13 protein-coding genes are annotated in these 16,276 nt (G+C 64.0%); 6 read left to right on the plus strand and 7 right to left on the minus strand.

Features of this window, described 5'->3' with window-relative positions:
* The first annotated feature begins 127 nt into the window (after positions 1-127).
* On the plus strand, positions 128-1,570 hold the full coding sequence (locus FJV77_RS02215) for an MFS transporter (RefSeq protein ID WP_142865214.1): 1,443 nt from the start codon (positions 128-130) through the stop codon (positions 1,568-1,570).
* Between the two features lie 22 nt (positions 1,571-1,592).
* Here the strand turns inward: FJV77_RS02215 and FJV77_RS02220 are convergent, their stop codons facing one another.
* Positions 1,593-2,297 (minus strand): nitroreductase, encoded by a 705-nt coding sequence (locus FJV77_RS02220; RefSeq protein WP_142865215.1) that lies wholly within the window; start codon positions 2,295-2,297, stop codon positions 1,593-1,595.
* Positions 2,298-2,580: 283 nt separating this feature from the next.
* Between FJV77_RS02220 and FJV77_RS02225 the strand changes: the two genes are divergently transcribed.
* Genes FJV77_RS02225 through FJV77_RS02245 form a run of 5 tightly spaced genes read left to right on the plus strand, consistent with a single transcriptional unit; the run spans position 2,581 to position 10,127 of the window.
* A complete protein-coding gene (locus tag FJV77_RS02225; RefSeq protein WP_185970177.1) occupies positions 2,581-3,123 on the plus strand; it encodes an XRE family transcriptional regulator in 543 nt (180 codons plus the stop codon).
* Positions 3,124-3,137: 14 nt separating this feature from the next.
* Complete coding sequence (locus FJV77_RS02230) at positions 3,138-5,591, plus strand: FAD-dependent oxidoreductase (protein ID WP_142865217.1); 2,454 nt, start codon at positions 3,138-3,140, stop codon at positions 5,589-5,591.
* Positions 5,588-6,487 (plus strand): homocysteine S-methyltransferase family protein, encoded by a 900-nt coding sequence (locus FJV77_RS02235; protein WP_142865218.1) that lies wholly within the window; start codon positions 5,588-5,590, stop codon positions 6,485-6,487. Before FJV77_RS02230 ends, FJV77_RS02235 begins: the two co-directional genes overlap by 4 nt.
* Positions 6,487-7,668, plus strand: coding sequence for a pyridoxal phosphate-dependent aminotransferase (locus FJV77_RS02240; RefSeq protein WP_142865219.1), 1,182 nt, complete (start codon positions 6,487-6,489; stop codon positions 7,666-7,668). Before FJV77_RS02235 ends, FJV77_RS02240 begins: the two co-directional genes overlap by 1 nt.
* Positions 7,665-10,127: an FAD-dependent oxidoreductase gene (locus FJV77_RS02245; protein ID WP_142865220.1), complete on the plus strand. Its 2,463-nt coding sequence runs from the start codon at positions 7,665-7,667 to the stop codon at positions 10,125-10,127. The genes FJV77_RS02240 and FJV77_RS02245 overlap by 4 nt, the downstream gene beginning before the upstream one ends.
* A gap of 145 nt (positions 10,128-10,272) precedes the next feature.
* On the opposite strand, the gene FJV77_RS02250 is transcribed toward FJV77_RS02245, so the two are convergent.
* From FJV77_RS02250 to FJV77_RS02280, 6 genes are all read right to left on the minus strand, one after another.
* Positions 10,273-10,860, minus strand: a complete 588-nt coding sequence (locus FJV77_RS02250) for an NAD(P)H-dependent oxidoreductase (protein WP_142865221.1) — start codon at positions 10,858-10,860, stop codon at positions 10,273-10,275.
* Positions 10,860-11,441, minus strand: coding sequence for an NAD(P)H-dependent oxidoreductase (locus tag FJV77_RS02255; RefSeq protein ID WP_142865222.1), 582 nt, complete (start codon positions 11,439-11,441; stop codon positions 10,860-10,862). Before FJV77_RS02255 ends, FJV77_RS02250 begins: the two co-directional genes overlap by 1 nt.
* Before the next feature lie 229 nt (positions 11,442-11,670).
* Positions 11,671-13,074, minus strand: a complete 1,404-nt coding sequence (locus FJV77_RS02260) for an FAD-binding oxidoreductase (protein ID WP_142865223.1) — start codon at positions 13,072-13,074, stop codon at positions 11,671-11,673.
* Positions 13,074-14,384, minus strand: a complete 1,311-nt coding sequence (locus FJV77_RS02265; RefSeq protein ID WP_246691113.1) for a cytosine deaminase — start codon at positions 14,382-14,384, stop codon at positions 13,074-13,076. Before FJV77_RS02265 ends, FJV77_RS02260 begins: the two co-directional genes overlap by 1 nt.
* A gap of 229 nt (positions 14,385-14,613) precedes the next feature.
* Positions 14,614-15,465, minus strand: coding sequence for an ABC transporter permease (locus FJV77_RS02275; RefSeq protein WP_142865224.1), 852 nt, complete (start codon positions 15,463-15,465; stop codon positions 14,614-14,616).
* Complete coding sequence (locus FJV77_RS02280; protein ID WP_185970171.1) at positions 15,452-16,276, minus strand: ABC transporter ATP-binding protein; 825 nt, start codon at positions 16,274-16,276, stop codon at positions 15,452-15,454. The genes FJV77_RS02275 and FJV77_RS02280 overlap by 14 nt, the downstream gene beginning before the upstream one ends.

A 16,276-nucleotide genomic window follows, 5' to 3' on the forward strand; every position in this document is an offset into this window, starting at 1 on the left:
AGCCGGTTCTGCCGCTAGAGAATCCTGCCGCGTGCGCCCATGGTAGAAGATGTGACCGCCCAACCGGTCCAAGGGATCAAGAAATCCCGTCTCAGAGTCGGCATAGTCGTTTGGTTCGAACATCCCCATGACCGCAGAACTATCCGCCGGCGCCACGGATCGCGCCGATGTGTCGGCCAGAGCCTTGCTCCTACTGCCGCTGACGGTCGCCTGCGGCGTGTTCATGACCAGCCTCGACCAGAATGTCGTGGTCACCGCGCTGCCCGGTATCAGCGAAAGCCTCGGCCGCCCGCCCAGCCAGCTCGGCCTGCTGATCACCGTCTATGTCGCCAGCCTGATCATCTCGATGCCGCTCGGCGGCTGGGCCGCCGACCGCTTCGGCCTGCGCAATGTCTACTGCTTCGCCTTGCTGGTGTTCGCGGCGTCATCGGCGCTCTGCGGGCTGTCCAACGACATCTGGACGCTGGTCGGCGCCCGCGCGCTGCAAGGGTTCGGCGGCGCCCTGATGGGGACGCTCGGCCAGGTCGTCATCCTGTCGACCTTCCCGCGCAGCCGGACGCTGAAGATCAACATGTATATATCGCTCGCCGGACAGTCCGGACCGCTTGTGGGGCCGCTCGTCGGCGGCGCGCTGACCACCTACATCTCCTGGCGCTGGATCTTCTTCATCAACGTACCGTTCGCGCTGGCGGCGGCTGTCCTTGCCGCCTCGCTGTTTCCGACGGTCACCAAACCGGTGCGCACGCCGTTCGATTTTCCGGGTTTCCTGCTGGTCGGCACCGGCATGGTCCTGCTGGTCTTCGGCATGGATTCGCTTGCCGCCAAGGATGCCACCGGCAGCATGATCGCGGCCGAGCTATCGCTGGCGATCGTTATCCTGATGGTTGCCTCCTTCTACTGCCTGCGTGCCCGCAACCCTTTGCTTGACCTGAAACTCTTGCGCATCCGCACCTTCCGCATCTCCTTCCTCACCGGCGGCGGGCTGGACACGATTGGTCTCAGCTCCGTCGTCTTCCTGCTGCCGCTGATGTTCCAGCTCGGCTTCGGCATGAGCGCGGTGCAGGCGGGCTCGCTGACCTTCGTCGCGGCGATCGGCTCGCTGATCATGCGTGTCTTCATGCCGCCCCTGCTCAACCGCTTCGGCTTTCGCCGCGTGCTGGTCGTCAACACGCCGATCGTCGCCGCCATGGTTGCGGGCTTCGCCTTGATAGAGGCAACCACGCCGGTCTGGATCGTGCTTGCCTATATCTTCGCCTTCGGTGTTCTGCGCTCGGCGCAATGGGCTTCGACGGGCAATCTCGCCTATTCCGACATTGCGCCCGACCAACTCGCCCGCTTCAGCGCCCCCTACTACATTCGCTGGCAGCTGGCGGTGGCGATCAGCGTCGGCCTGGCAGCTGCACTGCTGTCGTTCCTGGCCGGCGGCGGGCCGGCCGTGACCAACGATTTCCGCATCCTGTTCGTGGTCGAGGGCGTCATCACGCTGTGCGCGCTGATTGCCTATCTCAAGCTGACGCCGCAGGACGGCGCCCATGTCAGCGGCCACGGCGCGCAATTGGGCGTAGACTAGAACCAGTAAGCCGAAGCTCGCCTTACTCGCTGAACGTCACCCACTCTTCCAGCGGCACGCGATCGGTGCGGAAGTCGTTTTCGGGCTTGGACGTGTCCTCATGGCCGAGCGCCATGCCGCAGACGACGATCTCCTCGTCGGGAATGTTGAGCACCGGCCGGATCTGCCGGTGATAGGGCGCAAAGGCCGCCTGCGGGCAGGTGTGCAGGCCCCTGCCCCGCGCCGCCACCATGATGTTCTGCAAAAACATGCCGTAGTCGATCCACGAGCCCTGGTTCAGCCGCCGGTCGATGGTGAAGATCATGCCGACCGGCGCATCGAAGAAGACGAAGTTGCGGTCGTGCTGGGCGCGCATCTTGTCGACCTCGCGGCGGCCGATGCCGAGCGCGCCGTAGAGCCCGAAGCCGTTGGCGCGCCGGCGAGTGAGATAAGGCTCGAAGAACTGGGTGGGATAATAGCGATACTCGTCCCAATCGGCCTTTTCGGCGCGAATGCCGGAATTGAGAATGGCGTCCGTGATCTGCTGCTTGACCTCGCCCTTGGTCACATAGACGCGCCAGGGCTGCATGTTGGTGCCCGAAGGCGCCCGCGCGGCGACGGACAGGATGGCGCGGATCGTCTCATCATCGACCATATCGGGCAGAAACGCGCGCACGGAGCGACGCGTCAGGATCGCCTCGTCGACAACAGCGGCTTCCTCAGCGCTCAGGGCGTTCTTTTCCAACATGGGCCGTCCCTTTGCGCATACCCGGAGAGCCGTTGCGGCTATCGGAGAAGACCTTGCGCAGATTTCAATCCTTGGTCGCCGACCGGACGTCCCCACACCCGCCTTTCGTGGCCGAGCCTTTGCATGAACCGTCAAAATCGTGCAAGCAAATCTTGTGGCCTCATGAAAATCCCCTTGATTTTTTCACGAGCGTGGCCTCTCATGAAATTCACTTTCAGATTTTCATCATGTGAGCGTTTTGCCCCCAGCTATAACAGGAACATTGCAGGGACCTGACGAGCGCCTGTTGGCGAGCGATATCCGTGCGCTACGCAAGGCGCGCGGGCTGACGCTGGCCGAGATCGCGCTGAAGCTAGGCCGCTCAGTCGGCTGGGTCAGCCAGGTCGAGCGCGGGCTGTCGATCCCTTCACTCGGCGACCTCAGGGCCTTCGCCGACCTGTTCGGCGTGCCGCTCAGCCTGTTCTTCAGCCACGATGTGCCGATCGAGAAGGAGCGCGGCGTTGTCGTGCGCGCAGGCAGCCGGCGCACGCTTGGCACAAGCGAATCCGGCCTGGTGGAGGAGCTTCTATCGCCCGATCTCGGCGGTAGTTTCGAGATGGTGCGCTCGATCTTCGCGCCGGGCGCGGAGATGAAGAGCGAGCAGCTGCGGCCGACCGAGGAAGCCGGCTACATCGCCTCGGGCATTTTCGAGATCGAGATCGCCGGCGTCTGGCACCGTCTAGTCGAAGGCGATTCCTTCCGCTTCGAGCGCAAGCCGTACCGCTGGCGCAATCCCGGCACCGAGCCGGCCGTGGTCATCTGGGTGGTTTCACCACCTGTTTATTGAATGAGGGGGTTGATATGGCCGGTTTGCCGACCACGGCACGCGTGGTGATCATCGGAGGCGGTGTCGTCGGCACCTCCTCGCTCTACCACCTTTGCAACGCGGGCTGGACCGACTGCGTGCTCTTGGAAAAGAACGAACTGACATCGGGCTCGACCTGGCATGCCGCCGGCAATGTGCCGACCTTTTCGTCCTCCTGGTCGCTGATGAACATGCAGCGCTATTCGACCGAGCTCTATCGCGGTCTCGCCGACGCGGTCGACTATCCCATGAACTATCACGTCACCGGCTCGCTGCGGCTCGCCCACTCAAAGGAGCGCATGCAGGAATTCCAGCGCGCCAAGGGCATGGGCCGCTACCAGGGCATGGACATCGACATTGTCGGCCCCGACGAGATCAAGCGCCGCTACCCCTTTATCGAAACGCATGATCTCAAGGGCGCGCTCTACGACCCGAGCGACGGCGATATCGATCCGGCACAGTTGACGCAGGCGTTGGCCAAGGGCGCGCGCGACATGGGCGCCAAGATCGTCCGCTTCTGCCCCGTGTCAGGCGTGCGCCGCGAGAATGACGAGTGGGTGGTCGAGACGCCGCAGGGCGAGATCCGCTGCGAGATCGTCATCAACGCCGCCGGCTACCGTGCCGCTGAAGTCGGCAAAATGTTCGGCCGCGACGTGCCGATGATGGTGATGAGCCATCAGTACATGTTGTTCGAGGAAATCCCCGAACTGATGGCCTGGTCGAAGGAACAGGGCAAGAAGCTGCCGTTGCTGCGCGACGTCGACACCTCCTACTATCTGCGCCAGGAAAAGAACGGCATGAACCTCGGCCCCTATGAGCGCAATTGCCGCGCGCATTGGGCGACGCATAACGATCCGATGCCGGAGGATTTTTCCTTCCAGCTGTTCCCCGACGATCTCGACCGTCTCGAGCACTATCTCGCCGACGCCGTCGCCCGCGTACCGATCCTCGGCACTGCCGGCCTGTCCAAGGTCATCAACGGACCGATCCCCTACGCGCCGGACGGCAACCCGCTGATCGGGCCGATGCCGGGCGTCCCCAACGCTTTCGAGGCCTGCGTCTTCACCTTCGGCATCGCGCAGGGCGGCGGCGCCGGCAAGGTGCTGGCCGAATGGGTGACGCAGGGCCAGACCGAATGGGACATGTGGTCCTGCGATCCGCGCCGTTTCACCGCCTTTGCCGCCGCACAAGACTACAGCGTCGCCAAGGGCATGGAGATCTACGGCAACGAATACGCCATCCAGTTCCCGCGCCACGCCTGGCCGGCAGGCCGCGACCGCAAGCTGTCCCCGATCCACGATCGCATCAAGGCGCTCGGCGCCCAGTTTGACGCTTACAATGGCTGGGAGCGCGCCACCTGGTATGCGCAGCCGGGCGATGACACGTCCGAGGAAGCGACGCTCACCTTCCGCCGCGACGGACCCTGGCAACACCGCGTCCGCGAGGAGTGTCTGGTGGTGCGCGATGCCGCCGGCATCTTGGACCTGCCCGGCTTCTCGCGCTTCAACCTCGAAGGCCCTGGCGCAGCCGAATGGCTGGCGCTGCAGGTCACCGGCCTGGTGCCCAAGCCCGGCCGCATCGGCCTCGTCTATTTCGCCGACGACAAGGGCCGCATCGTCACCGAGATGTCGGTGGTGCGCCATGCCGAAGAGCAGATGACGCTGATCACCGCGGCGGTAGCGCAGTGGCACGATTTCGAATGTCTGAAGTTGCGCATGCCGAGGGACGCGGCTTTCACGCTCACCGACAGGACCGAAGACTATTCGACGCAAATCCTCGCCGGTCCCAACTCCCGCGAGATCCTGGCCGAGGTCTGCGACGCGGATCTCTCGCTGCCCTGGCTGACGCATCAGGAAACCACGATCGCCGACCGTTGGGCGAAGCTTGTGCGCGTCTCCTTTGCCGGCGAACTCGGCTGGGAAATCCACACCAAGGTGGAAGACACCGCCGCCATCTTCGATGCCGTCTGGGCGGCGGGACAAAAACATGGGCTGAAACCGTTCGGCATGTATGCGCTGGATTCGCTGCGTCTCGAAAAAGGCTACCGCACCTGGAAGGGAGACCTGTCGACCGACTACACGATCCTGCAGGGCGGGCTCGAGCGCTTCGTCAAATGGGACAAGCCCGACTTCCGCGGCAAGGCAGCCTTGCAAAACGAGAAGCAGCAAGGCGTGAAGAAGCGCTTCGTCACCCTGGTCGTCGAAAACCCCGGCGATTGCGACGCGCCGTCGGTGTCGACACTGTGGCATGACGGCAAGATCGTCGGCGAGACGACCTCGGGCGGCTGGGGTCATCGTATCGACAAGTCGATCGCGCTCGGCATGCTGCGCGCCGACCTGGCTGAGCCCGATACCGCCATCGAGATTGAAATCTTCGGCGACCGCTTCAAGGCGGTCGTGCAGAAGGATGAGCCGCTGTGGGATCCGAAGAACGAGAGGCTGCGGGCGTGAAGACTGTTATTCTCACCGATGGCGGTATGGGCCAGGAGCTGGTCCGCCGCAGCAAATCCGAGCCGACGCCGCTGTGGTCGGCCAGGGTGCTGATCGACGAACCGGATCTGGTGCGCGACCTGCATGCGGAATTCATCCGTGCCGGCGCGCGCGTCATTACCATCAACACCTATTCGGCCACGCCGGAGCGGCTGGCGCGCGAGGGCGCGGAGGAACTGTTCAAGCCGCTGCAGAAGCGCGGCATCGAGCTTGCAAGGCAAGCTTGCGAGCAAGCCGGAGAGGCAACCATCGCCGGCTGCCTGTCGCCGCTGTTCGGCAGCTATGCGCCGGCACTGACCATTTCCTATCAGGACACACTCGACATCTACCGCCGCATCGTTGCCGAGCAGGTGGACGGCGTCGATCTCTTTCTGTGCGAAACCATGGCCTCCGCCGATGAAGCGCGCGCGGCCGTCACGGCGGCATCGGAAAGCGGCAAGCCGGTCTGGGTGTCATGGACGCTGGCTGACCACGGTACCCCGCGCCTGCGAAGCGGCGAAGCGATCGCCACGGCCTCCCGTGCACTCGACGGCCTGCAGCTCGCAGCACGGCTGGTCAATTGCTGTCGGCCCGAAGCGATCGCCGCGGCACTGCCCGAGTTGATCGATCTCGGCGGCCCGGTCGGCGCCTATGCCAACGGCTTCACCTCTACCGAAGCGCTCAAGCATGGCGGCACCGTCGATGTGCTGCACGCCCGCCACGACCTTGGTCCTGATGCCTATGCCGACCAGGCGCTCGGCTGGGTCGGGGCCGGCGCCAGCATCGTCGGCGGATGCTGCGAAGTCGGCCCTGCCCACATCGCTGCCTTGCGTGACCGGCTCGAACAGGCCGGTTACCAGATTTCGGGAGTTCAATGATGCCCAGACCGTCAAAGCGCATTTCCGGCATCGTGCCTTCAGGCAAGGATGGCTGGGAGGTTCACACCGAGGCCTGGGCCCGCAAGGAGGCCGGCCAGGACATCATCATGCTGTCGGTCGGCGACCATGATTTCGACACGCCGAGCCAGACGATCGAAGCCTGCGTGACGGCGGTGCGCGGCAGCAATCACCACTACACCCCGCTTCCCGGTGTTCCGCGCCTGCGCAGGGCAATGGCGGCGGCATCGACCGCCTGCACCGGCATCGAGACCGGCCCCGACCAGGTGATCGCCACCCCAGGCGGCCAGGCAGCACTTTACGCCGCCGTGCAGGCCGTGCTCGACCAGGGCGACCACGCCATCGTCGTGGCGCCCTACTACGCCACCTACCCCAACACGTTCAGCGCCGCCGGCGCCAGCTTCACCGTAGTAGAGACCCCAGCCGAGGACGGCTTCCAGCCACGCGCCGACAGGATCCGCGCGGCACTGAAGCCCAACACGCGCGCCATCCTGATCAACACGCCCAACAATCCGACCGGTGCTGTCTATTCGCGCGAGCGGCTGGAGGAACTGGCCGAAATCTGCCGCGAGCATGATCTCTGGCTTTTGTCGGACGAGGTCTACTGGACGCTGGGCGGTGGCGAGCACATCTCGCCCCGCGGCCTGCCCGGGATGGCCGAGCGCACGCTGGTCATCAATTCCATGTCCAAGAGCCATGGCATGACCGGTTGGCGCATGGGCTGGCTGACCGGCCCGGCTGAGATGATCACGCTGTTGACCAACCTCAACCTGGTGACGACCTACGGCCTGCCGGCCTTCATCTCGATCGCATGCGCCGAGGCGCTGGAGAACCGCTACGGCGTCAAGGAAATTGCCGAACGCTATGCGGCCCGGCGTACCGTCCTGCTCGATGCGGTGCGCGGCATGAACAATGTCAGCGTGCACGGCTCTGAGGGCGGCATGTATGTCATGCTGGACATCTCTGCCGTCGAGCCCGACGACGAGAAATTCGCCTGGGCTTTTCTCGACAAGGAGAATGTCGGCGTCATGCCTGGCTCCAGCTTCGGCCATGCCGCCGCGGGCCATATCCGCATCAGCCTCTGCCAGCCTGAACCGGTTCTTAAGGAGGCAGCACTACGCCTGCGCCGCTTCGCATCCAGCTATCGCCGCGAGGCCGCATGACCAAGACAGTCCCGACCAAAGCCATTCCTGGTAAAGCGAGGGCGGTCATCATCGGTGGCGGCGTTTCCGGCTGTTCGGTCGCCTATCATCTGGCCAAGCTCGGCTGGACCGACATCGTGCTGCTCGAACGCAAGCAGCTCACATCGGGCACGACCTGGCATGCCGCGGGCCTGATCGGCCAGTTGCGCGGCTCGCAGAACATGACGCGGCTGGCGAAGTATTCGGCCGACCTCTACGTCAAGCTCGAGGCCGAGACCGAAGTTGGCACCGGCATGCGCCAGGTCGGCTCGATCACCGTGGCGCTGACCGAGGAGCGCAAGCACGAGATCTACCGGCAGGCATCTCTGGCTCGCGCCTTCGATGTCGATGTGCGCGAGATTTCGCCGAACGAAGTCAAACAGATGTATCCGCATCTCAACGTGGCCGATGTCGTCGGCGCCGTGCACCTGCCGCTCGACGGCCAGTGCGATCCCGCCAACATCGCCATGGCGCTGGCCAAGGGCGCCCGCCAGCGCGGCGCTACCATCGTCGAGAATGTGAAGGTCACCAAGGTCCACACCAGGGCCGGCCGCGTCACCGGCGTGTCGTGGGCGCAAGGCGAGGACCAGGGCACGATCGAGGCCGACATCGTCGTCAACTGCGCCGGCATGTGGGCGCGTGAGCTCGGCGCACAGAACGGCGTCACCATCCCACTGCATGCCTGCGAGCATTTTTACCTCGTCACCGAGCCCATCACCGGCCTCGGTCGCCTGCCGGTGCTGCGCGTTCCCGACGAATGCGCCTACTACAAGGAAGATGCCGGCAAGATGATGCTCGGCGCCTTCGAGCCGGTGGCCAAACCCTGGGGCATGGACGGCATCCGCGAGGATTTCTGCTTCGACCAGTTGCCCGAGGACATGGAGCACTTCGAGCCGATCCTCGAAATGGGCGTCAACCGCATGCCGATGCTGGCGACAGCCGGCATCCATACCTTCTTCAACGGCCCCGAAAGCTTTACCCCGGACGACCGCTACTATCTCGGCGAGGCGCCGGAGTTATCGGGATATTGGATGGCGACCGGCTATAACTCGATCGGCATCGTCTCCTCCGGCGGCGCCGGCATGGCGCTAGCGCAATGGATCAACGATGGCGAGGCGCCGTTCGATCTCTGGGAAGTCGACATCCGCCGCGCCCAGCCGTTCCAGAAGAACCGCCGCTATCTCAGGGAGCGCGTCTCCGAAACGCTCGGCCTTCTCTATGCCGACCATTTTCCTTACCGGCAGATGGCGACGTCGCGCAATGTCAGGCGCTCGCCGCTGCACGAACATCTGAAGGCGCGCGGCGCCGTGTTCGGCGAGGTCGCCGGCTGGGAGCGCGCCAACTGGTTCGCCCGGGAGGGACAGGAGCGCGAATACCGCTATTCCTGGAAGCGGCAGAACTGGTTCGGCAACCAGCGCGAGGAGCACCTGGCGGTCCGCAACGGGGTCGGTCTGTTCGACATGACCTCGTTTGGCAAGATCCGCGTCGAGGGCCGCGACGCCTGCGCCTTCCTGCAAAGACTCTGCGCCAACGACATGGACGTGGCGCCGGGCAAGATCGTCTATACCCAGATGCTCAACCAGCGCGGCGGCATCGAAAGCGATCTGACCGTGTCGCGCCTGTCGGAGACAACCTATTTCCTCGTCGTTCCCGGCGCCACGCTGCAGCGCGACCTCGCCTGGCTGCGCCGGCATGTCGGCGAGGAATTTGTCGTCATCACCGATGTGACCGCAGCTGAAAGCGTGCTCTGCCTGATGGGGCCGGATGCGCGGAAGTTGATCCAGAAGGTCAGCCCCAACGATTTCTCCAACGAGAACAATCCGTTCGGCACCTTCCAGGAAATCGAGATCGGCATGGGCCTCGCCCGCGCCCACCGCGTCACCTATGTCGGCGAACTCGGCTGGGAACTCTATGTCTCGACCGATCAGGCAGCGCACGTCTTCGAGGCGATCGACGAGGCCGGCGCGGATGTCGGCCTGAAACTCTGCGGCCTGCATACGCTGGATTCCTGTCGCATCGAAAAGGCCTTCCGCCATTTCGGCCACGACATCACCGACGAGGACAATGTGCTGGAAGCCGGCCTCGGCTTTGCGGTCAAGACCGCCAAGGGCGACTTCATCGGCCGCGACGCCGTGCTCAAGAAAAAGGACGCCGGCCTGTCACGCCGGCTGGTGCAGTTCCGCCTGAAAGACCCGGAGCCCCTGCTCTTCCACAATGAGGCAATCCTGCGCGACGGCAAGATCGTCGGCCCGATCACCTCAGGCAATTACGGCCATTATCTTGGCAGCGCAATTGGGTTGGGTTATGTGCCAAGCAAGGGCGAGAGCGAGGCGGACGTGCTTTCCTCATCCTACGAGATCGAGATCGCCGGCGAGCGTTTTGCGGCCGAGGCCTCGCTGAAGCCGATGTACGACCCGAAGGCGGAACGGACGAAGATGTAGCGCGCCCTCTTCCTTCTCCCCGTTCACGGGGAGAAGGTGGCCCGAAGGGCCGGATGAGGGGCGGCGCTAGCATTCGAAAGTTCGCTCTGCCCCTCATCTGCCTGCCGGCATCTTCTCCCCGTAAACGGGGCGAAGAAGGCTAACCTCAAAACCGCTCAAGCTTCGCCCGCACCTTCCCCAGAAACGCTGCCCGGCTTTTCGGCGTCGAGGCATCCATCAGGTAATGCGCCAGGAAAAACGTCCGGCAGCGGCGAGCGCACAGCGCGCGCATGCCGCGAAGCAAGGTCTTGCGGCCGGGCTGGCCGACGACGACGCTCCACCAGGTCGGCGCGCCGCAGGTGGTGATGACGCCGACCTTGGTGACATGGGTCATCAGCGACTGGATCCGTCCCTTGCCCGCCGGCAGCTTGAAGGCGACATCGGTCGCCCACACCCGGTCGAGCCAGCCCTTCAGCATCGCCGGAAGGCCGTACCACCAGGTCGGGTATATGAAGAGGATCGCCTGCGCCCAGGCGAGATGCTCGAAATGCGGCTTCAGCGCGGGATCCTGAGGCGCGCGGTCATTGTAGACGCGCCGCTCCTCGCTTCCCATCACCGGATCGAACTTTTCCGCATAGAGGTCGAGCACCCGAACCTCCCAATCACGGGCCTTCAGCACGTCGACCGCTGTGTCGCGGATGGCCGCGCAAAAACTTTCGGGCACCGGATGGCAATAGACCACCAGCACGCGCATCAGAATTCATCCATCCCGGCCGCGACCTTGGCCATGAAGGCCGCCCGCGTCTCATTGGTCGACAGGTTCATCGAATAATGCGCGAGATAGGACACGGAAGCGCCGGGCTTGATCGTCGCGCGCAGCATCCGCTTGACCAGCCGGCGTGGCGGATCGCCCATCAGCATGGCGCGGAACCGGCTGCCGCCATAGGTGGTTATCGCCGCGAGCTTGCCGATGTTGTGCAGCGACGGCTGCGCCTTGCCGTCGACCAGCTTGAACGACACTCCAGGCAGGAAGACGCGGTCGAAAAAGCCTTTCAGGATGGCCGGAAAGCCATAATTCCAGACGGGGTAGGACAGCACCAGCGCCTCGGCCTTGAGCAGGCGCTCGACATAGGGTGCGGCCGGGTCCGCGGGGCTGCGCTGGTTGTGATAGTCCAGCCTCTCCCCGCGCGTCAGCCTGGGGTCGAAATCCTCGGCATAGAGGTCGCAGTCATCGACGTCATGGCCGGCCGCCGTCAGCCGCTCGACGATCGCGCGGTGCAGACCGGCATTGAAGCTGGTCTCCACCGGATGCGCATGGAGGACGAGGACTTTCATGGGAGAATCTCCCCCCCTTGAGGGGGAGGGTCGCCGAAGGCGACAGAGGGGGTCGTCTCGCGTGGAACGCCAACTTTCTTTTTCTTCGAAATGCCGGACCGCGTCGCGCCAACCGAACCGACCCCTTCTGGCCTGCCGGCCATCTCCCCCTCAAGGGGGGAGATTCGACGTCGCCGCAGCTTTCGCCAATCGCCAGGCCAGAGGGGGGTGGGCGCGCGCAACCCTCTCATCACCCTGCCCTTTGCAGGCCCTTGAACAAAAAAGTCCGGCCCGAGCGATAGTCATAATCCGGATTTTCCCAGGCGATCATTTTGCCGGGGTTGAGCAGGCCTTGCGGATCGGTCTCGCGCTTGAAGGCGAGCTGGATTTCGTCGGTCTGCTTCATGCCGCCTTCTTCCAGCGTGTAGCGATGCGGGTTGAAGATCGGGCAGCCATTCTCCTCATGCAGCCGGATGATTTCGTCGAGCCGCGCCTCCGTGGTGAATTTGACCAGCGGCAAGCCGAAGCAGGTGATATTGCCGTCGAGCCGCACGAATTCGAGATGCGAAAAAACCTCGCCCGGAAACATCGCATCCATCTTCTCGACCAGCGCCAGCTGGTTGGGAAACGGATAGAGCGACTGCAGGTAAGTGATCGCGGGATCGACGCGCAGCGCCCGCAGCGTGGTGTGGTTCCAGGCCAGTTCGAAGCCCGGCGGCAGGCCCTTCTTCTCCTCGTCCGTTACTGTTGCCGCATTGAAGATGATTTCGCCGCCGGCGCGACGGGTGAACGCGAGGAAAGCGTCGAGCCCATGCTTTGCAACCATCGCCACGCAGATGCTCTGCCCTTCCCTGAAAAACTTCTGGTGCCGCTTGAAATAGAGCTGCGGCACGGGCGCGGCTATCGGCGTGATCAGCTTGGTCAGGATGCCGTCCTGACAGGCCAGCGCATTGCCGTAACGGGCTGCCGGCATGAAAGCGTCGAAGCCGACGATGACGTCGATCCACTCATAGGCCGCCGTCAGCGGCATCTCGACTTCCGCGATGATGCCATTGGTGCCATAGGCGTGGGTCACCTTGTGCAGATCCTCGCCGGTGAGTTCGAGCGCCTTCGGCTCGGCCTCCATGGTGACGACGCGCAGGCGCAGCACATTGCCGAAATCGCGCAAGCCGCCGAAATTGATCGAGCCGACGCCGCCTGACCCGCCGGCGATGAAGCCGCCGATCGACGCCGTGTTGTAGGTCGAGGGCGACAGCCTGAGCTCCTGCCCGGAATGCGCCCGCGTCGCTCTGTCGATGTCGGCGAGGATCGCGCCCGGCCCGGTGACGACGCGGCCCGGCGCGATGGCCTTGATCTCGTTCATCTCGGCCAGATTGAGCACCACGCCGCCTGATAGCGGCATCGCCTGGCCGTAATTGCCGGTGCCGCTGCCGCGCGGCGTCACCGGCACGCCATGCCGGTGGCAGGCGGCGAGCACGCGGATCAGTTCGGCCTCGTTCTTCGGCGTCACGATCAAGTCGCCGGTGACATGGTCGAGCTGCTGTTTCAGCACCGGGCTGTACCAGTAGAAGTCGCGGCTCTTCTGCTGGACGATGGCCGGATTGTCATCGAGCTTTATCCCATCGAGATCGCGTTTGAGCGCCGAAACATCCATTAGTCCACCATCAGTTCGTCGAGCTCGGCATAGTCGGGCAATTGGCGGTCGATCGCCTTGCCGTCGCGCACGACGATGCGATCCGATTCGGGCCGCGACAGCAATTCCGTCCAGCTCCGCCCTTTGAAGATGATGAAGTCGGCGCTGCCGCCGGCAGTTAGCGTGCCGGCACCATCGAGCCGCATCACCTTGGCCGGCGTCGCCGCCACCGTTTGCGGCCAATCGCCGACCGGATGGTCGAAATGCAGGATGCGCGTCGCCATACGGTAGACCTCCAGCATGTCGAGATCGCCATAGGCATAGAACGGGTCGCGGGTGTTGTCGGAGGCGACAGCGACCGGAATGCCCCTCGCCTTCATCTCGTGCAGCAGCGTTACGCCGCGCCAGCGTGGCGTGGTCAGGTCGGCGCGCCGGTCCTGCAGATAGAGATTGCACATCGGCAGCGACACCACGGCCAGCCCGGCCTTGGCCACCTTGTCCAGCGTGTCCAGCACGTCGAGATCCGGCTGGCGCGCCAGCGAGCAGCAATGTCCGACGAGGATGTTGCCCTCAAAGCCATTCCAGAGGGCAGCCTCGGCGATCTTCTTCAGCGAGATCGCCGCGACATCGTCCGTCTCGTCGGCGTGGAAATCGAGGTCGAGCCCATGCTTGATCGCCTCGGCGAATACTTTGTCGAGCAGCACCTCGAGGTCCGGCACCATATAGGTGACGACGCCGAGCACACCCTTGGCCGCAGCCACGCGCTTGGCCAGCCTTTCGAACCATTTTGTGTCGCGCACGCCTTCGATGCCGAGCAGGCAGGCCGCCTGCAACTCGATGCGACCGCGCCATTTCTCCCGCATCGCCTCGAACACCGGCCAGGAGATTTCTTCCTGCGGCGGCACGCTGTCGAGATGCGTGCGCAGCGCCTTGGTGCCATGCGCATAGGCCGAGCGCAGCGAGAAATCCATGCGCTTCGCTACGTCCTCGGCACTCCAGCGCGCCGCGCGGTCGGCGCCGGTGGCATTGAGTGCGCCCATGAAGGTGCCGTCGGGATTGGGTTTTCGCGGCCAGATATGGCCCTTGTCGATATGGGTGTGGCAGTCGACGAAACACGGCAGCACGATGCGGCCGGCAAGGTTGATGGCACCGGACGACGCCTTTGATTTCTTATGCGCGGCGACACCCGAGATATTGCCGTTGGCGACGGTGATGTCGGCCAATGCGAAACCGTCAGTATCGAAGGTGGCGGCAAGACCGGGCGTTAGTGACCGGTGGAGACGAACGTTGCCAAGTACAAACTGGCCGGAATCTGGAATCTGTGAGGTCACCGCTGCCCCTCATCCGCCTGCCGGCACCTTCTCCCCGTATAGTGACGGGGAGAAGGGGCTGTCGCGGCCGTCAGCGCTCGTGTTGCGAGGTTGACGATTGGCGAAACCATACGTGATGGCGTCTTTCTCCCCGTCTCTATACGGGGAGAAATGTCCGGCAGGACAATGAGGGGCAGCACCAACGTTGGCACCGACGACAGCCAGCCTTTGTCCACAGCGCAAAACATCATCACCGCTCCTGCTTCAGCGCGCTTTCGTGCCAGCGCCGCAAGATGAGATGCGACACCAGCGACAGCACCAGGAAGATCAAGATGCCGGTGAGCGAAATCAGGATCAGCGCCGCGAACAACCTTGGCGCGTTGAGGCGGTAGCCGGCCTCGATGATGCGCGATGCCAACCCCGACGATTGCCCCTGCGCGCCGGCGACGAACTCGGCCACGACGGCGCCGATCAGCGACAAGCCGCCGGCGATCTTCAAGCCGCCGAGGAAATACGGCATCGCCGCCGGCAGCCTGAGATAGCGCAATTGCTGCCAGTGCGTGGCGCCATTGAGCTTGAACATGTCGCGCAGATTGCGATCGACCGAGTTGAGGCCGAGCGTGGTGTTGGACAGGATCGGGAAGAAGGCGACGATCCAGGCGCAAAGCAGCAGCTTCACCGTCTGGTTGTTCACATAGATGTTGATCAGCGGGAAGATCGCCACGATCGGCGTCACCTGCAGGACGATGGCGAAGGGGAAGAACGACATCTCCACCCATTTCGATTGCGCAAATAGCACCGCCAGCCCGACGCCGCCGATGACGGCCAGCAACAGGCTGAGGAAGGTGATCCGCAGCGTCACCAGCAGCGACGAGAACAGCAGCCCGGCATCGTCGTAAAGCGTCTGCAGCACCACGCCCGGGCGCGGCAGGATGTATTTCGGGATCTCGTTCCAGACGCAGACGCGGTCCCAGAACCAAATCGCCAGGATCATGATCGCCAGCGGCAGCACCCACCGGCCGATCCGCTCAAGCCGCTCCTGGCGCACGCGGCCCGCCTCCTCCGGATCGAGAGTTAGCGAAGATTGATCAATGGCCGTCATGGTGCGGTCCGGCTGATGTGTTGATGGCGTTGACCAGAATATCCGAGGCCTGGCGGCAGAGCGCGGCATAATCGGGCGAGGTGCGGAACACCTCGTCGCGCGGATACGCCGCATCGATTGCCAATTCGGCATGGACGCGTCCCGGCCGCGCCGCCATGACGACGACACGGTTGGACAAAAACACGCTTTCGAAGACGCTGTGGGTGACGAAGACGACGGTGAAGCGCTCGTCCTGCCACAGCTCCAGAAGGTCGTTGTTGAGCTTGAAGCGGGTGATCTCGTCGAGCGCGGCGAACGGCTCGTCCATCAACAGGATGCGCGGCTTGGTCACCATGGCCCGCGCGATCGAGACGCGCATCTTCATGCCGCCGGAAAGTTCGCGCGGCACGGCATTCTCGAAACCTGTGAGGTGCACCCGCGCCAGCATTTCCGTCACCGCCGGCATTGCCTTGGCGCGTGAAATGCCTTTCAACCTCAGCGGCAGCCAGACGTTGTCGAAGACATCGGCCCAGGGCAGTAGCGTCGGCTCCTGGAAGACGAAGCCGATGTTCGAACGGTCGATCGAACCGCGCCAGTCGAGCACGCCTGAGGTCGGCGTCGACAGGCCGGCGATCAGCCTGAGCGCCGTCGACTTGCCGCAGCCGGACGGCCCGAGCAGGCTGAGAAAATCGCCCTCGCGAATGGCAAGATCGACATCGCTCAGCGCCGTTACGCCGTTGGAAAACACCTTGCCGACATGGCGCAGCGCCAGCAGCATCGGGCTTTCACCCGATGCCGTCATGGGCGCCTGCGCCATTGTCTCCAGTCTCAC

Source organism: Mesorhizobium sp. WSM4306, from assembly GCF_007003975.1.
In the GTDB taxonomy this organism is placed as follows: domain Bacteria; phylum Pseudomonadota; class Alphaproteobacteria; order Rhizobiales; family Rhizobiaceae; genus Mesorhizobium.